Source organism: Amycolatopsis sp. NBC_01488 (assembly GCF_036227105.1).
Classification (GTDB): Bacteria; Actinomycetota; Actinomycetes; order Mycobacteriales; family Pseudonocardiaceae; genus Amycolatopsis.
In genome coordinates this window covers 8,053,143-8,070,512 of sequence record NZ_CP109434.1, presented here as the reverse complement: position 1 = coordinate 8,070,512, position 17,370 = coordinate 8,053,143, and the positions used below count along the sequence as shown (strand labels likewise).

At 71.2% G+C, this 17,370-nt stretch carries 17 protein-coding genes; 5 read left to right on the top strand and 12 right to left on the bottom strand.

Annotated features, from left to right (window positions below; all coding sequences use genetic code 11):
* Positions 1–17: 17 nt before the first annotated feature.
* From OG738_RS37885 to OG738_RS37855, 7 genes are all read right to left on the bottom strand, one after another.
* Complete coding sequence (locus OG738_RS37885; RefSeq protein WP_329048260.1) at positions 18–716, bottom strand: 4-carboxy-4-hydroxy-2-oxoadipate aldolase/oxaloacetate decarboxylase; 699 nt, start codon at positions 714–716, stop codon at positions 18–20.
* Positions 713–1,924 carry an aspartate transaminase gene (locus OG738_RS37880; protein WP_329048259.1) on the bottom strand — a complete coding sequence of 404 codons (1,212 nt, stop codon included), beginning with the start codon at positions 1,922–1,924 and terminating at the stop codon, positions 713–715. Before OG738_RS37880 ends, OG738_RS37885 begins: the two co-directional genes overlap by 4 nt.
* Complete coding sequence (locus OG738_RS37875; RefSeq protein WP_329048258.1) at positions 1,921–2,667, bottom strand: SDR family oxidoreductase; 747 nt, start codon at positions 2,665–2,667, stop codon at positions 1,921–1,923. Before OG738_RS37875 ends, OG738_RS37880 begins: the two co-directional genes overlap by 4 nt.
* 104 nt (positions 2,668–2,771) lie before the next feature.
* A complete protein-coding gene (locus OG738_RS37870) occupies positions 2,772–4,073 on the bottom strand; it encodes an MFS transporter (RefSeq protein ID WP_329048257.1) in 1,302 nt (433 codons plus the stop codon).
* A gap of 19 nt (positions 4,074–4,092) precedes the next feature.
* The gene (locus tag OG738_RS37865) at positions 4,093–5,076 is read right to left on the bottom strand and encodes a biotin-dependent carboxyltransferase family protein (protein ID WP_329048254.1); all 984 of its coding nucleotides are present in this window, start codon (positions 5,074–5,076) and stop codon (positions 4,093–4,095) included.
* On the bottom strand, positions 5,069–5,782 hold the full coding sequence (locus OG738_RS37860; RefSeq protein WP_329048253.1) for a 5-oxoprolinase subunit B family protein: 714 nt from the start codon (positions 5,780–5,782) through the stop codon (positions 5,069–5,071). The genes OG738_RS37865 and OG738_RS37860 overlap by 8 nt, the downstream gene beginning before the upstream one ends.
* Position 5,783: 1 nt before the next feature.
* Complete coding sequence (locus tag OG738_RS37855) at positions 5,784–6,545, bottom strand: LamB/YcsF family protein (RefSeq protein WP_329048251.1); 762 nt, start codon at positions 6,543–6,545, stop codon at positions 5,784–5,786.
* 191 nt (positions 6,546–6,736) lie between these two features.
* On the opposite strand from OG738_RS37855, the gene nac reads away from it, so the two are divergent.
* The 4 genes from nac (at position 6,737) to OG738_RS37835 (ending at position 10,520) form a co-directional block, all read left to right on the top strand.
* A complete protein-coding gene (nac, locus tag OG738_RS37850) occupies positions 6,737–7,642 on the top strand; it encodes a nitrogen assimilation transcriptional regulator NAC (protein ID WP_329048249.1) in 906 nt (301 codons plus the stop codon).
* 97 nt (positions 7,643–7,739) lie between these two features.
* Positions 7,740–8,696, top strand: a complete 957-nt coding sequence (locus tag OG738_RS37845; protein ID WP_329048246.1) for a 2-hydroxyacid dehydrogenase — start codon at positions 7,740–7,742, stop codon at positions 8,694–8,696.
* Complete coding sequence (locus OG738_RS37840) at positions 8,693–9,460, top strand: SDR family oxidoreductase (RefSeq protein WP_329048244.1); 768 nt, start codon at positions 8,693–8,695, stop codon at positions 9,458–9,460. The genes OG738_RS37845 and OG738_RS37840 overlap by 4 nt, the downstream gene beginning before the upstream one ends.
* Positions 9,461–9,470: 10 nt before the next feature.
* Positions 9,471–10,520, top strand: coding sequence for an L-idonate 5-dehydrogenase (locus OG738_RS37835; RefSeq protein ID WP_329048243.1), 1,050 nt, complete (start codon positions 9,471–9,473; stop codon positions 10,518–10,520).
* Here OG738_RS37835 and OG738_RS44810 read toward each other — a convergent pair.
* Both OG738_RS44810 and OG738_RS37830 read right to left on the bottom strand, forming a co-directional pair.
* On the bottom strand, positions 10,495–10,830 hold the full coding sequence (locus OG738_RS44810; RefSeq protein WP_442875836.1) for a MarR family transcriptional regulator: 336 nt from the start codon (positions 10,828–10,830) through the stop codon (positions 10,495–10,497). The genes OG738_RS37835 and OG738_RS44810 overlap by 26 nt on opposite strands.
* Before the next feature lie 21 nt (positions 10,831–10,851).
* A complete protein-coding gene (locus tag OG738_RS37830; protein WP_329048241.1) occupies positions 10,852–11,802 on the bottom strand; it encodes an AraC family transcriptional regulator in 951 nt (316 codons plus the stop codon).
* A gap of 104 nt (positions 11,803–11,906) precedes the next feature.
* On the opposite strand from OG738_RS37830, the gene OG738_RS37825 reads away from it, so the two are divergent.
* Entirely contained in the window at positions 11,907–12,827 is a 921-nt protein-coding gene (locus OG738_RS37825; RefSeq protein WP_329048239.1) for an NADP-dependent oxidoreductase, read from the top strand.
* A 111-nt stretch (positions 12,828–12,938) separates the two neighbouring features.
* Here OG738_RS37825 and OG738_RS37820 read toward each other — a convergent pair whose 3' ends face one another.
* The 3 genes from OG738_RS37820 to OG738_RS37810 form a co-directional block, all read right to left on the bottom strand.
* Complete coding sequence (locus OG738_RS37820; protein WP_329048238.1) at positions 12,939–13,067, bottom strand: hypothetical protein; 129 nt, start codon at positions 13,065–13,067, stop codon at positions 12,939–12,941.
* A gap of 114 nt (positions 13,068–13,181) precedes the next feature.
* Complete coding sequence (gene ltrA, locus OG738_RS37815; RefSeq protein WP_329047700.1) at positions 13,182–14,903, bottom strand: group II intron reverse transcriptase/maturase; 1,722 nt, start codon at positions 14,901–14,903, stop codon at positions 13,182–13,184.
* A 1,074-nt stretch (positions 14,904–15,977) separates the two neighbouring features.
* Entirely contained in the window at positions 15,978–17,162 is a 1,185-nt protein-coding gene (locus tag OG738_RS37810; RefSeq protein ID WP_329048235.1) for an MFS transporter, read from the bottom strand.
* Between the last annotated feature and the right edge of the window lie 208 nt (positions 17,163–17,370).

Genomic DNA, 17,370 nt, shown 5'->3' with positions numbered 1-17,370 from the left:
CGCGGCGATGGCGGAGCTCAGCGCTCCGCATCGCCCGGAAGGCCGGTTTCGATGACGAGGCCCTTCGCCTCGATCACCGGGGCGAGGCCGCAAACCTCGATGACTGTCTTCCCGGCGCGGTACGCCGCGATGTACTCGGCCTCGGCCGCTTCGCGGGCTTGGGACGCGTCGATGACGTCGCCGAGTTCCTCCTGCCGGACGATCACGACGCCGTCGGCGTCGCCGCGGACCACGTCGCCGGGGCGGACCAGCTCGCCGCCGATCAGCACCGGTTCGGCCATCGGGCCCACGGTCTCCTTCACCGTGCCCTTGATCGAGACGCTGTAGGAGAACACCGGGAAGCCGAGTGCCCGCAGCTCGGCGGTGTCCCGCACACCGGTATCGGTGACGAGCCCGGCGATTCCCTTGGCCTGGCACGCATTGGCGAGCACGTCGCCGAAGGAACCGGCCTCGGCGTACTCACCCGCGGAGACCACGACGACGTCGCCGGGCCGGGCGTGCGCGATCGCGATCTGAAGCATCAGGTTGTCCCGCGGTGCGCAGCGGACCGGGAACGCCGGGCCGCACACCGACATCGCGGGATCCACCGGCTTGATCGAGGACGCCAGCGCACCCCGGCGGCCCTGGGCTTCGTGGATCGTAGCCGCGGAGTGCTTGCCCAGCTCCTTGACCAGGGCCGGGTCGGGGCGGTCGAAGGCGGTGTGGACGCGGGTCATGAGGACTCCTGAGTGAGGGCGGCGCAGGCGCGCGCGATGCGGGTGCATGCTTCGGCGAGGACCGCGTCGGACGTGGCGAAGGAGACGCGAAAATAGCCCGGCGATCCGTAGGCCTCGCCGTGGATCACGGCTACCTGCTCCGCTTCGAGCAGGTAGCGCGCGAAGTCCGCGTCGGTGCGGATGGTCGTCCCGTCCGGCGTGCGGTGCCCGAAGGCGCGGGCGCAGTCGACGAAGAGGTAGAACCCGCCGTCGGGCGGCGTACACGAGAGCAGGGGGACGTCGTCGATCAGCTTCACCGTCCGGTCGCGCCGGGTCCGGTAGACCGCGACCGTCTCCTCGACGAAGTCCTGCGGCCCGTCGAGCGCCGCGACGGCCGCGGCCTGGGAGATCGACGACGGGCACGACGAGATCTGGGACTGCAGCTTGTTGATCGCCGCGACGACGTCGGGCGCGCCGGCGCCGTAGCCGATGCGCCAGCCGGTCATCGCGTACGTCTTCGAGACGCCGTTGGTGATCAGGACGCGGTCCGCCAGCCGCGGCTCCACCTGCGTGAGCGTGGCCGCCGTCCCCGGCTCGTAGCGGATCTCGTCGTAGATCTCGTCGGTCAGCACCCGGACGTGCGGGTGATCCAGAAGGACCTCGGCCAGCGAACCCAGCTCCGCGCGCGTGTAGCTCGCGCCGGTGGGGTTGCCCGGGGTGTTGAGGACCAGCCAGCGCGTCCGCGGGGTGATCGCGGCGCGCAGAGCGTCGGCGGTCAGCTTGAAGCCCTGCTCGGCCGGGCAGGCGACGATCACCGGGGTGCCGTCGTTGGCCAGCACCATGTCCGGGTAGGACACCCAGTACGGCGCCGGGACGATCACCTCGTCGCCGCGGTTCACCGTGGCCGTCAGCGCGAGGAAGATGACCTGCTTCGCGCCGCCGCCGACGGCGATCCGGTCGAGCGGGACGTCGAGGCCGTGCCGCCGGGCGAGCTTCGCGGCGATCGCGCGACGCAGTTCCGGCGTGCCGTTCACGGGCGTGTACTTCGTGTCGCCCCGCCGGATCGCTTCCACCGCGGCGGTCTTCACGTGCTCGGGGGTGTCGAAGTCCGGTTCGCCGACGGTCAGGTCGACGATCCGCACGCCGTCCGACCGCAGTTCCCGGACCCGCTGCGCGGCCGCGGTGCTGGGCGAGGGCTGGATGCGGGTGACGCGCTGGGCGAGGGTCATGCGTCGCTCCGTCGTTCGAACTCCAGGCCGCCCGGTACCTGGAAGGTCGGCAGGATCTCGATGTGCCCGATGTTGACGTGCCGCGGCGAGTCGACGGCGAATTCGATGGCGTCGGCGATGTCCTCGGGCTTGAGGGACTCGTAGCCGTCGTAGAACTCGCGCTGCGCCGCGTCCATGTCGCCGAGCAGCCTGCCGAAGATCTCGGTCTCGACGCGGCCGGGGCAGATCTCGGTGACGCGCACCCGCTTGCCGAACCCGTCCACCCGCAGCTGCCGGGAGATCGTGTGCACCGCCGCCTTCGTCGCGTGGTAGACGGTGTTGCCGCCGAAGTTGTAGACGCCGGCGATCGAGCTGATGTTGACGATGTGGCCGCGGTCGCGCGCCACCATGCCCGGCATGAGCAGCCGCACCAGGTGCAGCACGGCGGCGACGTTGACCGCGACGAGCTCGTCGACGCCGAACTCGTCGACGGTCAGGATGTTCCCGGTCCTCGACACCCCGGCGTTGTTGACGAGGACGTCGATCTCGAGGCCGCGGGTCAGCTCGGTCAGCGCGGCGGTGTCGGTGAGGTCCAGCGCGTGCGGGACGCAGCCGGTGCGCTCGGCCAGCTCGTTGAGGCGTTCGCTGTCGCGGGCGACGGCGTGGACTCGCAGGCCCTGTTTCGCCAGGCGCTCGACGACCGTGGCGCCGATCCCGGTCGAGGCGCCGGTGACCAGCGCGGTGGAATAGTCGGAAAAGGGCATGGGACGTCTCCGAAAGCGATCGGGAGTGGGCTCGTTTTCGATGCTAGGAAAGAAAAAGAGCGCTGACAAAGAGCGGTTCGCGGTGGCGTGATAGGGAATCCGTATCACGCGTCGCGCAGCGGGATGTGCGCGCGATCCTGCACCCGCGAGACGGCGATCAGCGTGCCGAGCGCGGTGAGCACGGCGTAGAAGGCGGGCACGTAGACGTTGTGCGTCTCGGCGATGAGGTAGGTCATCAGCAGGGGAGCGGTGCCGCCGAACAGCGCGGAGGAGATGTTGTAGCCCAGGCCGTAGGCCGAGTACCGGACGCGGGTGGGGAACAGCTCGACCAGCAGGACGTGGATGACACCGGTGTGGCCGGCGAAGATCACGGCCATCACGCAGGCACCGAGGATCGCGAGCCCGACCGAGCCGGTGGCGATCAGCGCGTAGCACGGGATGCCGGCGACGATCATCGCGGCGGCCGCGCCGAGCAGGACCTTCTTGCGCCCGATCCGGTCGGACAGCTTGCCCATGAAGGGGATGGCGACGGAGATCGCGACCAGGCTCGACGCCGTGACCAGCAGGCCCGAGACCGTGCCGAACGTCAGGTTCTTGCTCATGAAGGTCGGCATGAAGGTGAACAGGACGTAGTAGCCGGAGCCGTTCATCAGCGGGATGAACAGCGCGAGCAGCATCGCGCGCCGGTGCTCGGGGGAGGAGAAGGCCTCCTTGAGCGGGTTGGCCGACAGGCCGCCTTCCTCCTTGAGCCGGGTGAACCGCGGGGTGTCGTTGATCCGGCGGCGGATGTAGATGCCGGTGAGGCCCAGCGGCACGGCCAGCAGGAACGGGATGCGCCAGCCGAAGTCGTGCATCCGCTGCGCGCCCAGGCCGCTGGTCATCGCGGCCGCGATCAGCGTGCCGGTCAGCAGCGAGAGGAACGACGCGATCTGCGCGAAGCTCGTGTAGAGGCCGCGCTTGCCTTCCGGCGCGTGCTCGGCGAGGAACGTCATCGCCCCGGCGGCCTCGCCGCCGACCGAGAAGCCCTGCAGCACCCGCAGCAGGAGCAGCAGGATCGGGGCGGCCACGCCGATCGCGGCGTAGCTCGGCAGGACGCCGATCGCCGCGGTGGCCACGCTGATCAGCAGGATGACGAACACCAGCATGCGCTGGCGGCCGATGCGGTCGCCGAGCTGGCCGCAGATGATGCCGCCGAGCGGCCGGAAGAAGAAGGACACGGCGTACCCGATGAACACCAGCAGGACGGCGTTCTGGGAGTCCGGGAAGAAGACCGTGGCCAGGGTCGCCGCCATGAAGCCGAAGATGCCGTTGTCGTAGAGCTCGGCGAAGATGCCGACGCAGCCGGCCGCGGTGATGCGGCGCGCGGTGCGGGCGTCGACGACGGGTGAGTCGGATTGTGCGGCCACGGTACTCATCATGGTCTCCTCAGTGGACGGGCACGGGGATGCGGAGGGCGTCGAACACGGTGGACACCCGGCGGTGGAGTGCCCGGATGGCGTGGTGCTGGGCGATGCGCGCGGCCACGGCTTCTTCGACGGCGCGCCGGCGGAACCGGACGGCCTGCCCGGGCCGGGCCTGCCCGAGGGCGGACAGGCCGGTGGTGGTGACGACCGCGAGCACGGGGTAACCGGCGGTGACCCCGCGGCCGCGGTGCAGGACGAGCAGCTCGTCGCCGGCCGGGACCTCGACGGCACCGACCGGCACGCCGCGGGAGAGGATCTCGCCGGTGGTTTCCCGGCGCGGGACCGGGCCGGCCAGGCGCAGGCCGACGTGGTTGCTGCGGGCGGTGACGGTGAACGGCTCGGCGTACAGCCGGCCGGCACTGGTCCCGAAGTCGGCGACGTCGGGACCGTCGGTGACGTCGACGGTCCACGGCTCGCCGAACCGCGGCACCGGCGGGCGGAGGCGGAACACCGGGTGCCGGAACACCGGGTGCTCCAAGGGCGGGAGCCGGGTGGTCAGGGCGAGTTCGTCGCCCTCGTGGAGCCGGCGGCCGAACCCGAGGATCGTGTCCGGGGCACAGCTGCCGAGCAGGTAGGTCGCGGCCACGGCGCCGTGTATCGCGAGGTAGACGCGCAGGCCGTCCCGGATGCCCTCGATCCGGAGGGTCTGTCCGGCGTGGACGGTGAACGGCTCCCACCGCACCCGCCGCGACCCGTCCACGGTCACCTCGGCGGGCGCGCCGGTGATGGCCACGAGCACGTCGGCCGAGGTGGTGCAGCCGAAGTCCAGCGCGGTGAGCTCGACCAGCGGCGCGTTCTCGGCGTTGCCGGTGAGCACGTTGGCGACGCGGGCCGAGTACTGGTCGAGCGCGCCGTTGACCGGCAGCCCCGACCGGGACCGGCCGAACCGGCCCAGGTCCTGGACGACGGCGTGGCCCGCCCGCGTGACGGTGAGGGTGTCAGGCATCCCTGCCTCCAGCGGCCGCCAGCGGACGCCCGGCGTATCGGGACCACTCGGCGGCGTCGATCGGGACGAACCGGAAGCGGTCGCCCGGCCGGTATGCGGTCAGCCGGTCGGCGCCGAGGTCCAGCACCCGCAGCGGGGTGCGGCCGAGCAGCGGCCAGCCGCCGGGGGAGGGCAGCGGGCAGATCACCGCCTGGCGCCCGGCGACCGCGACCGAGCCGGCGGGCACGCTCGTGCGCGGGGAAGCCAGGCGGGGAACCGGCTTCCCGAAGGCCGGACCGTCCATCATGGGCGCGCCGACCGGTGCGCCGAGGCAGCGGACGACGAGGTCCTTGCCGCTGTGCGCGGCGACGACGTCCTGTTCGGACAGTCCGAGCCGCTCCGCGACGACCGGCAGGTCGGGGCCGTGCTCGCCCCCGTAGACCACCGGCACGACGAACCGGGCGGGCGCCGGCCGGTCGCCTCGGGCCGCGCCGGCCGCGTCGTCGATGGCCCGGCGGACGACGGCGTGGCCGACGCGGACGCAGTCGAACTCGACCAGCAGGGTGTCGTAGGTGGGGACGAGGCCGTGGACGCCGTCGATGCCGGCCGTCTCGAGGGCGTCGGCCAGGGCGTGCACCGTTTCCCAGCGGTGCGCCTCGTCGCCGCGGGTGGCCGTCACCATGACGGCGGAGTCGCCGGAGTCCCGGACGCGCAGGCCGTGGTCCACGTCAGCCTCCCAGGGTTTCGACGGTGACGCCGGCGGCGCACAGGTCGTCGCGCACCCGGCGCGCCACCGCGACCGAGCCCGGGGTGTCGCCGTGCAGCAGGACGGTGTCGCAGGCGACCGCGAGATCCGCGCCGCCGACCGTGTCCAGCACGCCTTCGGTCACCAGCCGGACCGTCCGCGCCGCGATCTCCGCCGGGTCGTGCAGGACCGCGCCCGGCTCGCCGCGGGGCACCAGGGTCCCGTCGTCGCGGTAGGCGCGATCGGCGATCCCGACGACCGCCACCCGCAGGTCGCGCGCGTGGGCCGCGTCGGCGAGTTCGCCGTCCTGGGCCAGCACGATCAGGTCCGGATCCAGCGAGACGACGGCATCGGCGACGGCTGCCGCGTAGTCCGCGCGGGTGGCGACCAGGTTGCCGAGCTTGCCGTGCGGCGCGACGTGCGCCACCCGGGTGCCGTGCGCGGCGGCGAACGCCTGCAGCGCGCCGATCTGGTAGAGCACGGCGGTGCGCACTTCGGCCGCGGTCAGGTCCATCGCGCGCCGGCCGAACCCGGCCAGGTCGGGGAAGCTCGGGTGGGCGCCGACCCCGACGCCGCGTTCGACGCACCGCCGGACCGTCGTGTCCATGATGGACGGGTCGCCGGCGTGGAAGCCGCAGGCGATGTTGGCGGAGGTGACGATGTCGAGCAGCGCTTCGTCGTCGCCGAGCGTGTAGGCGCCGAACCCTTCGCCGAGATCGGCGACGAGATCGATTTTCGCGGTCATGAAGAGCCTCCGGAAAGCACGGGAGAGCACCGGCCCGGAACATTTCGGGCCGCCGGTGAAAGCGCGTTTCGGAGACCGTAATCCCAGGTCATGGGAGCGGCAAATACCTGTTCCGGCTGACGTGATCGCGGCTCGTTATGACTCCGGCAGGCACGTACGATGACGGCTCTGCCGGGCCGAGAGGGAACACTGTGGACACGAGGCGCCTGTATTCGTTCGTCAAGATCGTCGACGCGGGGAGCATCACCCGCGCGGCGGCGATCCTGCACATCGCGCAGCCGGCACTCAGCCAGCAGGTGTCGACGCTCGAGACGGAGTTCGCGCAGCGCCTGCTGATCCGCAGCAAGCGCGGGGTGGTGCCCACCGAGGCGGGCCGCGCGCTGTACCGGCACGCGCAGCTCATCCTGCGCCAGGTCGAGCAGGCCCGCGCGGCGGTCGACGTCGGCGGCCGCGCGCCGGCCGGCAGCGTGTCGGTCGGCTTGGCGCCCTACAGCACCGGCGCCGCGCTCGCGCTGCCGCTGCTGCGCGCGGTGCGTGAGCGCTACCCCGAGATCGTCCTGCACATCAACGAAAACTTCGGCGGCGTGATCAGCGAGGCCATCATGACCGGCCGGATGGACATGGCGTTCATCTACGGCGCCGGCCCGATCCGCGGCGTCCAGTTCGAGCCGATGCGCACCGAGGACCTGCTGCTGATCTCGGCGGGCACCCGGCCGGCATCGGGGGAGGACGTCACGGTGGAGGAACTCGCCGAGGTCGACCTGCTGCTGCCGAGCCGGATCCACACCATCCGCCAGGTCGTCGACGCCGCGTTCGCGCAGGTGTCGCTGACCCCGCGCGTGGTCGGCGAGATCGAATCGGCGCTGACCCTGGTCAACGCCGTGACGGCGGACCTGGGCGCGACCGTGCTGCCCTGGTCGGCGGCACGCGCGATCCTCGACGTCAGCGGCCTGGTGGTCCGGCGCATCGCCCCGGCGATCGAGGTCCAGCTCTCGCTGTGCACGTCCGACCACCAGCCGCTGTCGGAGCCGGCCCTGGTCGTCCACGACCTCTTCCACGAGCTGATCACCGCGTTCGACGAAGAAGAACAGCGATAAGGCGAACGCATCACGCCACCGCGAATCGCTATTTGTCGGCCCGGCACCGTGCTGCCTAATGTTTTCCGGAGATCGGATTCCGGCCCGAGGAGCGAAAGTGAAGCAGCGTGTGCTCAGCACCCGAGGGGACCTGCCCGGCACCGGCCTGAGCCGGCTCGGCGACCACGTCGACCTGGTCCGCTGGACCGGCGCCGGCCGTCCCCAGCCGGGCGACCTCGCCCGGCTTGCCCACGGGGCCGCCGGCATTCTGTGCCTGGGCAACGACCACGTCGACGCGGCCCTGCTCGACGCCGCGGGGCCCGCGTTGCGCGTGGTGAGCCTGGCCAGCATGGGCTACGACGCGGTCGACCAGGCCGCCGCCCGCGAACGCGGCGTCGTCGTCACGCACACCCCGGGCGTGCTCGCCGAAACCACCGCCGACCTGGCGTTCGCGCTCGTCCTGCAGGCCCGCCGCCGACTGGGCGCGGCCCGCGACAGCCTGCTGGCCGGCGGCTGGACCCACTTCGCCATGGACGGCTACCTCGGCCTGGACGTCCACGGCGCGACGCTCGGCCTGGTCGGCTACGGCCAGATCGGCCGCGCGGTGGCGCGCCGCGCCGCCGGGTTCGGCATGCGCGTGCTGCACCACGACCCGGCCGCGCCCGGCGGGGTCGACCTGCCGACGCTGCTGTCCGAGTCCGACGTCGTCTCCCTGCACGTGCCGCTGACCCCGGCCACCCGGCATCTCATCGGTGCTGCGGAACTGCGGACCATGAAACCCACCGCGACCCTGGTGAACACCTCCCGCGGCGGCGTCGTCGACGAAGCCGCGCTGCTGGCGGCGCTGCGCACCGGTGTCCTCCACTCGGCCGGGCTCGACGTCTTCGAGCGCGAACCCCGGGGCGCCGACGTGGCCGACCTCGTCGCGGCCGACCGGCTGGTCGCGCTGCCGCACGTCGGGTCGGCCACCGTGGCAACCCGGGCGGCGATGGTCGACCTGGCCGTCGACAACCTCCTCGACGTCCTCGCAGGCCGGCCCGCCCGCACCCCGATCCCCGAGGTGGTGCCCGCGTGACGAGCCATCCGCTGTTCGACATCGCCGGCCGCGTCGCGCTCGTGACGGGCTCCAGCCGAGGGATCGGCTTCGCATTGGCCCGCGGGCTCCTGGAAGCGGGTTGTGTGGTCGTCCTCAACGGCCGCGACCGCGCGGCTCTGGAGCGCGCCGGGAAGGAGCTGTCCGATTTCGGGACGGTCCTTTCCGAACCCTTCGACGTCACCGATTCGGCGGCGGTGGCCGAGGGCATCGCCCGCGTCGAGGACCGGGCCGGGGCGCTGGACATCCTGGTGAACAACACCGGGGTCCAGCACCGGGCGCCGTTCACCGAGTTCTCCGACGAGGACTGGTACCGGCTGCTCGACACGAACCTCAGCAGCGCGTTCCTGGTCGGGCGCGAGGTCGCCCGGCGGATGCTGCCCCGCGGCCGCGGCAAGATCGTCAACATCTGCTCGGTGCAGAGCGAAACCGTCCGCCCGGGCATCGCGCCGTACGCCGCGACCAAGGGCGGGCTGAAGCTGCTGACCAAGGGGATGTGCGCCGACCTCGGGCCGGCCGGCATCCAGGTCAACGGCCTGGCACCCGGCTACTTCGAGACCGAGCTGACGGCTGCGCTGGTGGCCGACGAGGAGTTCAGCGCCTGGGTGCGCGGCCGCACGCCGGCCGGGCGCTGGGGTCGCGTCGAAGACCTGGTCGGCGCGCTCATCTTCCTTTCGTCCGACGCGTCCGCGTTCGTCAACGGGCAGCTGCTGTACGTCGACGGCGGCATGCTCTCGGTGCTCTGAGGTGAGTTCGATGACTTCTTCGACAGCGTGTGTCGTGCACGGAGCGGGCGATCTGCGGATCGAGGACCGCGTCCCGGCCGAGCCCGGTCCGGGTGAGGTGGCGGTCGGGGTCGCGTTCGGCGGGATCTGCGGGTCCGACCTGCACTACTACCACCGCGGTGCGGTCGGCGACTTCACCGTGCGCGAGCCGATGGTGCTCGGGCACGAGGTGGTCGGCCACGTCGCGGCCCTCGGGCCGGGGGTGACCGGCCTGGCGGAAGGGGATCCGGTGGCGGTCCACCCGGCGACGCCCTGCGGTGAGTGTCGAGAGTGCCGGGAGGGCCACCGGAACGTCTGCGCTCGGTCCCGCTACCTCGGCAGCGCGGCGCGCACCCCGCACGTCCAGGGCGGCTTCACGCGGCAGCTCGTGGTGCCCGCCGGTCAGGTCCGCGTGCTTCCGGCCGGGCTCTCGCTCGATCGGGCCGTGCTGGCCGAGCCGTTGTCGGTGGCGCTGCACGCGGTCCACCGCGCGGGGGACGTCCGTGGCAAGCGGGTCCTCGTCACCGGCGCCGGGCCGATCGGCTGCCTGGTCGTGGCCGCCTTGCGGCACGCGGGCGCGGCGGAGGTCGTCGTGAGCGACCTGCTTCCGCAGCCGCTGAAGGTCGCCGAGCTGCTCGGCGCGACGTCGACGGTGCCCGCCGACCGCCCGGACGACCCGGCGTGGCCGGCGGACGCCGACGTGGCGATCGAGGCGTCCGGCGCCCCGGCGGGCCTCGCGACCTGCGTGGCCCGGACCCGCCGCGGGGGCACGGTCGTCCTGCTCGGGCTGCTCCCGACTGGCGAGACGGGCTTCCTGGGCAACGTCGTGGTGACGCGCGAAATCACGCTCACCGGCGCGTTCCGCTTCGACACCGAGTTCGACGACGCCCTTGCGCTGCTGGCCGGCGGTCTGCCGGTGGATCCGGTGGTCACCCACCGGTTCCCGGTCGCCGAAGCGGTCGCGGCGTTCGATGTCGCCGGCGATCGCTCAGTGGCCTCGAAGGTGCTGATCGACTTCACCGGGAGTAGCGCTCAATCCTGATCCGGCACCGGCACCGGCACCGGCAACCTGAGCCGGAAGCAGGCGCCCTCACCGAGGACGGTCGCCAGCTCGACGTGTGGGAGTCGTCCGGGTCCGGGGACACGGTGACCTGCTCCGCTCGTTCCAGTGCGGCGAGGTGCCGGCTGGTCGCCGACGCGGTGAGGCCGAGTTCGGCGGCGATCGTGCCTCGGCGGACCGGCCGACGGGCGGCTACGGTTCCCAGCACCTGGACGCGGGTGAAGGTGGTGGCGCCGGGAGATCCGGAGGTGTCCCTGGTCGATGAGCTCCATGACCGCGAGAGCCAGTTCATTTCGTTGCGCCACGAGATGATTTACCGCATGCCGGTCCGTGGCGACGGAGCTGCCGTGCCGGCGGAGGTTCGCCACCGGCCGGGTGCCACGCCGTGGTGGCGTTTGAAGGCGGCGGCGAAGGAGAACTCCGACGCGTACCCCAGCGAGTGCGCTACCGCGGCCAGGCCGGCGTCGCCGTCGCGCAGCTGCTCGCGGGCCAGCGCCATCCGCCAGTCGGCGAGGTAGGTCAGCGGGGCCACGCCGAGCAGCGCAGTGAATCGGCGCGCGAACGTCGCGCGGGAAAGGGCGGCCTCGCCGGCCAAATCGGCGACCGTCCAGGCGCGCGCCGGGGCCGCGTGCACGGCGCGCAGCGCCGCCCCGACCGACGGGTCGTCCATCGCGCGGAACCACGCCGGAGCGGCCGCCACGTCGGTGGCGAGCTGTTCTCGCAGTACCTGCACCAGGACGACGTCGAGCAGGCTGTCCAGGAGGGCCTGCTGCCCCGGCGCGTCACGGAGGATTTCGGCGGCGAACATGTCGAGGGCCGCGCGCAGGCTCGACCCGGCGCACGGGCGGACCACGGTCAGGTCCGGCAGCCCGGCCAGCAGCCCCGCGCAGAGTTCGCCCTGGAAGGTGTACGCGCCGCAGAAGAACGTGGTGGGGTCGCCGGACTCGGCGCCGAACTCCATTCGGCGCGCGCCCCGGCCCGGGCCGGCGGAGCGGGGGTAGGCGAACGGCACCACGTCGGCGCCCGGCGTGTGGGCCATGAACTGCTGGACCGGCCCGCGGACCAGGACGACGTCGCCGGTGAGCACGTGGCGGGAGCGGCCGGGGTCGTCGGTCCACGCGAACGCCTCGCCGCCGAGGATGCCGTGGATCGCGAGCTTGCCGCCGGTGGGGAACCGGATTCCCCAGGCGCCTCGCGCTGTCGAGTGCGAGAACGCGGCGCCGCGCGCACGCGAGCGCTGCAGGAGATCGGTCAGTACGTCCACGCTACGAGACGATCGCATATTTTTTCGCGTGAATCCAGCATGGATCATGCCTTCCGGACCGGGTTTGCTGGAGTTCAGACGAGGAGTCCGGAAGGAGGGGCGGCATGCCCCAGGCAGTGCGGTTTGACGAGTACGGCGACATCGACGTGCTGGAGGTGCGGGACGTGCCCCGGCCGCGGCCCGCGGCCGGCGAGGTACTGGTGCGCGTCCGGGCCGCCGGGATCAACCCCGGTGAGAACGTGATCAGGACCGGCGCGTTGCACGAAAGCTGGCCCGCGACGTTCCCGTCCGGGCAGGGCAGCGACCTCGCCGGCGTCGTGACGGAGATCGGCTCTGCGGTGCGGACCTGGTCGGTCGGCGACGAGGTGATCGGCTGGGTGGACACCCGCGCCAGCCACGCCGAACTGGTCGCCGTCCCGGCCGGTCAGCTCGTGCCGCGCGATGCCGCGGTGCCGTGGGAGGCGGGGGGCGCGCTGTTCGTCGCCGGGGCCACCGCGCACGCGAACGTGCGGGCTGTCGGGGCCGGTCCGGGTGACACGGTCGTCGTCGCCGGGGCGGCGGGCGGGGTGGGTTCGCTGACCGTGCAGCTGCTTCGCCGCGCGGGCGCCACCGTCATCGGGCTGGCGAGCGAGGCCAATCACGCCTGGCTGCGCGACCACGGCGTGGTCCCGGTGACCTACGGCGACGGGGTGCTCGACCGGGTCCGCGCGGCCGCGCCCGAGGGTGTCGACGCGTTCGTCGACAACTTCGGCGACGGCTACGTCGAGCTGGCCCTCGAGCTCGGTGTCGCCAAGGACCGGATCAACACGATCATCGACTTCGCGGGCGCGGCCGGCACGGGCGTCAAGAGCGAGGGTATGGCCGGCTCCGCGAACGCCGAGGTGCTGGCCGAACTGACCAAGCTGGTCGCGGCCGGCGACCTCGACGTCCCGATCGCGGCGAGCTACCCGCTGGCCGAGGTGCGCACCGCGTACCGCCACCTGATGCGCCGGCGCGCACGCGGCAAGATCGTGCTCATCCCGTAGTGCTCGGGAGTAGGGCGCCGGCAAGGCGGTCCGGTAGCGGTGCCGGACCGCGCGCCGGCTCGCCACCGCTTGGTCCACTGTGGATCCGAGAAGCGTTCCGGGCGGTGCTGCTCAGCAGAGGGTGACGTTCTGGTTCATCCCCGGCGCGTTCTTGCACGGCCACTGGCCCAGCTGCGGGCCGAGGTTGCTGCCGACGTCGTATACGTCGAGGCACAGGCCCGTCTTGCCGAGTCTGCACAAGCAGCGCGTACGAATCGCCGGGTAGGCGGGACGCATTGCTGCGCCCCGCCCCCCCTCAGAACCGTGCGTGCATCTCGTCGATGCACACGGCTCAAGCAAGCCCCTTGGGGCGCTTCAGGAATACAGAGTTGCTGGTTCCCTGTCGGCGCCGGTTGCCCGGCGCTGGCAGTGGGAGTGAACGAGTCGGGTGTCGTCCGGCGTGCCGCGTGTCCCATGGGCGATGATGTGCTGTCTGGTGATCGCCTTGCGGGTGGTGCGGTGCCACTGTTCCCATTCACGGGGGCTTTGTGGCTCACGGTCGGCGTGCAGGAGCAGGTCCCCGCATGTCGGGCAACGTCCTTTCTGCTTGCGTAGCAGGAAAAGGGCGCTGCGATCGAGCGGAGGTGCGCGCTTGCGTCGCCGGTCGGCCCAGTAGTCGGCGTGTGCGGGGTCGTCCGGAGACGCCTCGCTGCGGACCAACCGGTGCCGGACGATCTTGGTCCAGGCGAACTTGGGCAGGTAGGCGCCGCTGTCGCGGTCGCCGAACACCCAGCGGTCCTGCCTGGCTTTGTGATACCGGCCGAAGTACCGGGTGATGACCCAGGACTTCGGTTTGTCGGGATGGCAGTGGCAGGCCCACTTGTAAGTGAGCCGCCACAGGTAGGTGTCCAGGGCCGCGAAGACCCTCGACGATGCCACCCCGCGGTAGTAGTTCGCCCAGCCTCGCGTGATCGGGTTGATCGTGACGAGGACCATCGCCGCGTTCGCGCCGCGCAGGGCACGCATTTCCGCGGCAAGGCGTTGGGTGACTCGTGCGATAGCGGCTTTGCTGGGTTTGATGATCAGCTTGCCCTGATAGCGGCGGGCGGTGAATCCCAGAAAGTCGAATCCGTCGTCGAGGTGGACGATCCTCGTCTTGTCCTCGTTGAAGGACAGACCTCTGGGCGCCAGCCAAAGGGCGAGCTTCGCCTTGACCTGCTCGGCCTCCTGCCTGGAATGGCAGAGCACCACCATGTCGTCGGCATACCTGACCAGCGCGGGAGAGCCTCGCTTGGTTCGCCGTGTGTCACTGCGTTCCTGGCGGACTCCGGCCGCTTCCTCCAGCCCATGCAACGCAACGTTCAACAGCAGCGGACTGATCACCCCGCCTTGCGGGGTTCCCTCCTCGGTCGGGGTGAATCCCTTGCCCGGTTCGAACACGCCTGCCCGCAACCAGTCACGGATCATTCCCTTACCGGGAAACGATCCGATCGCGGCAAGCAGCCGGTCGTGGTCGATTCTGTCGAACGCGGCGCTGAGGTCCGCGTCCAGCACCCACAGGCGTTTCGCGGTCTTGCCGCAGGCCATCACGTGGATTACCGAGATCGCGTCCTGACAGCTGCGGCCTGGCCGGAACCCATACGATCTAGGCTCGAACCGGGCCTCCCACTCGGGCTCCAACGCGTTGCGGTGCCGCGCCTGGTGGACGCGGTCGGCGAGCACGGGAATTCCGAGTGGCCGCTGTTTCCCATTGGCTTTCGGTATGAACACCCGCTTCACCGCGCGGGGTTTCCAGGACCGGGCCGTGCGATGCGTCCGCACCGCAAGCTCCGCCCTGACCGGGGAGGTCAGCGCGACCTGCCCGTCGATCCCCGCGGTGTTGCGGCCAGCGTTGCGCTGCGCGACCTGCCGTACGCTCACCAGCGTGTTCGACCAGCTTCGCAGCATCATCTTCTGCAGGTTCCTGACCTTGGGCCAGTCCCCGTCCTTCGTCGCCGTGAAGATCCTGCCCCGTAACCGCCGTACGTTGTCCTCGTGGTGCCGCCAGTCAATGACGTCCCAGTTGAGGATGTCGTCCTCGGGTCCGTTCACCTCCATGGGTGTCTAACTTGCCCTTCGGTTCCGGTGGGTTCGGTGCTTCGTTTTCACGGGCTCACCCGCCACATGTCAGCCTGCTTTCGCAGCCGGGCACCAGGCCCGGTATCCGGCCAGTTATGCGGAGACCAACCGGTGGAGGACCGGTCATATCGCTTCCGTTTTCCTGCTGCCTTTCGGCCGCCGGCGTTCGCTTCTTGGGCGTCCTGTTCCCGCCCAGGGATTGGGCTTTCCTTGCGGTCGGCTTACCGCGACACCACGGAGGTGTCGCGGACCTGGACGGGGTTTCCACGTTCCGCGCGTGTGAGATGCGACCGGGTCGGGTGCCCTCTGTACCCCGGAGGCGACGGTGTTCCCACGGCCGTAGAAGCGTCCTCGGCCGTCGTCTGCCGACTCTCAGCGGCTGGCCTCTTCTCTCTCCCGGCACAACAACCCGACCCGGGAGTTTGCCGTAACGAGGCATCAGCGAGGGTTCACTGACGTTCACCCTTCCGGCCTTCCCCTGACCTGTGGTCCCCGGACGGAGCGGGAACCCTTGGGCTTTTCCCTGAGCTTCGCACCCAGCCATCACTGGCCACGCACGTCAAGGCGGGGACCGGTCACGAACACTGACCAGGAGCTACGTCTCCGGCACTAGACCGAACCTCCAATCAACAGAGCTCACTCACCACGTGCGACCTCGTGTCGCAACGCTCGTCGGCAGAAGAGGGCGTTCGCGGCAGGAGGAGACTGACGCGCGGGCACCGTTATCGAGAACGTGTTCTTACAACGATGCCGAGCCGCAAGGTGGTCCTATCGCGGGCAACCCGGTGGTCCCACGACCTTGGCAACTGACGGATCCCGTGCCGCCGCGCCGTTCAACGCGCCGTGCTGGCAGTCGAGGCGCGATCAACGTCGCGGCATGACCAGCACGGCCGCGCCGGCCGACGAACCTGCTGCGATCACTGACCGTGCAACTGACCGCCAGCGGGGAATCGAACTGGCCGTCCGTGGGTGGCCGTCCACGGGGAGAACAGAGTGACAGCGCGCCAGGACGCCCACTCCGCGGGGGAGCGGGCGTCCTCGGCGCGATGCGCGTCAGGCGGTGACGGCCTGGTGAGCCTCCGCGACCTGCGGCTGCTGCCGGCGCGCCGCCGCCGACCCGGCCGCCAGGACGGCGAGACCCACGACGTTGACCGCGGCGCCGACCCACAGCGGCGAGACGAACCCGAGTCCGGCCGCCAGTGCGAGACCGCTGAGCCAGGCCCCGAGCGCGTTGCCGATGTTGAACGCCGCGATGTTGGCGCCGGAGGCCATCGTCGGCGCGTCCTCGGCGTACCGCATGATCCGCAGCTGCAGGCCGGGCGCGGTGGCCAGGCCGACGGTGCCCATCAGGAACAGCGAGACGACCGTCAGGACCTTGCTGTGCGCGGTCAGGGCGAACACCCCGAGCACCGCCGTGAGCAGCGCGAGGACCACCAGCAGCGACTTGTCCAGCGCCCGGTCCGCCGCCTTGCCGCCGAGGAAGTTGCCGGCGAACATGCCGACGCCGAACAGCACCAGCAGCCACGGCACCGTGGTGGTGGCGAAGCCGCTGACCTCGGTGAGCGTGAAGGCGATGTAGGTGAACGCTCCGAACATGCCGCCGTAGGACAGCACGGTGATCGCCGCCGAGATCCAGACCTGGGGACGGCGGAACGCGCCGAGCTCACCGCGCAGGCCGGTCCGGGCGACCGGCGCCGGCCGCGGGACCAGCAGCCCGATGCCGGCCATGGTGACGACGCCGATGACCGTGATCGCCCAGAACGTCGACCGCCAGCCGAGCTGCTGGCCGAGCAGGGTGCCCAGCGGGACGCCGAGCACGTTGGCCACGGTCAGGCCGCCGAACATCAGCGCGATGGCGCTGGCCTTCCGGTTCTCCGCGACCATCTCCGCGGCGACCACCGCGCCGACGCTGAAGAACGCGCCGTGGCACAGCGCCGCGACGATCCGGCCGAGCAGCATCACCGAGTAGACCGGCGCGACGGCCGAGATCAGGTTGCCCGCGATGAACAGCACCATCAGCCCGAGCAACACCTTCTTCCGGTCGAACCTCGAGATCGCCAAGGTGAGCGCGATGGCGCCGACCGCGACGCTGAGCGCGTACCCCGAGACCAGGTATCCGGCCACCGATTCGGTGACCCCGAAGTCCGCCGCCACCTCGGGCAGCAGACCCACGATCCCGAACTCGGTGAGCCCGATGCCGAAGCCTCCCAGCGCCAAGGCGAGAAGCCCGATAGGCATGTCTACCCTCCATTCCATGTGCATGCCCTCGTGGGTGAACGACCTCATCGTAGGTGCGGCATCGGAACGGGCACCGCCGTCATAGGTGGAACCGGCACTACGACTTTGGTGACATCGTGCCCTGTCTCATCGGCTCCACCAGCGCCTGCGCGCTTGAGACCGGTGCCCGGCTCTCCTACTTTCGACAGCACACGCGACATCGACAGGC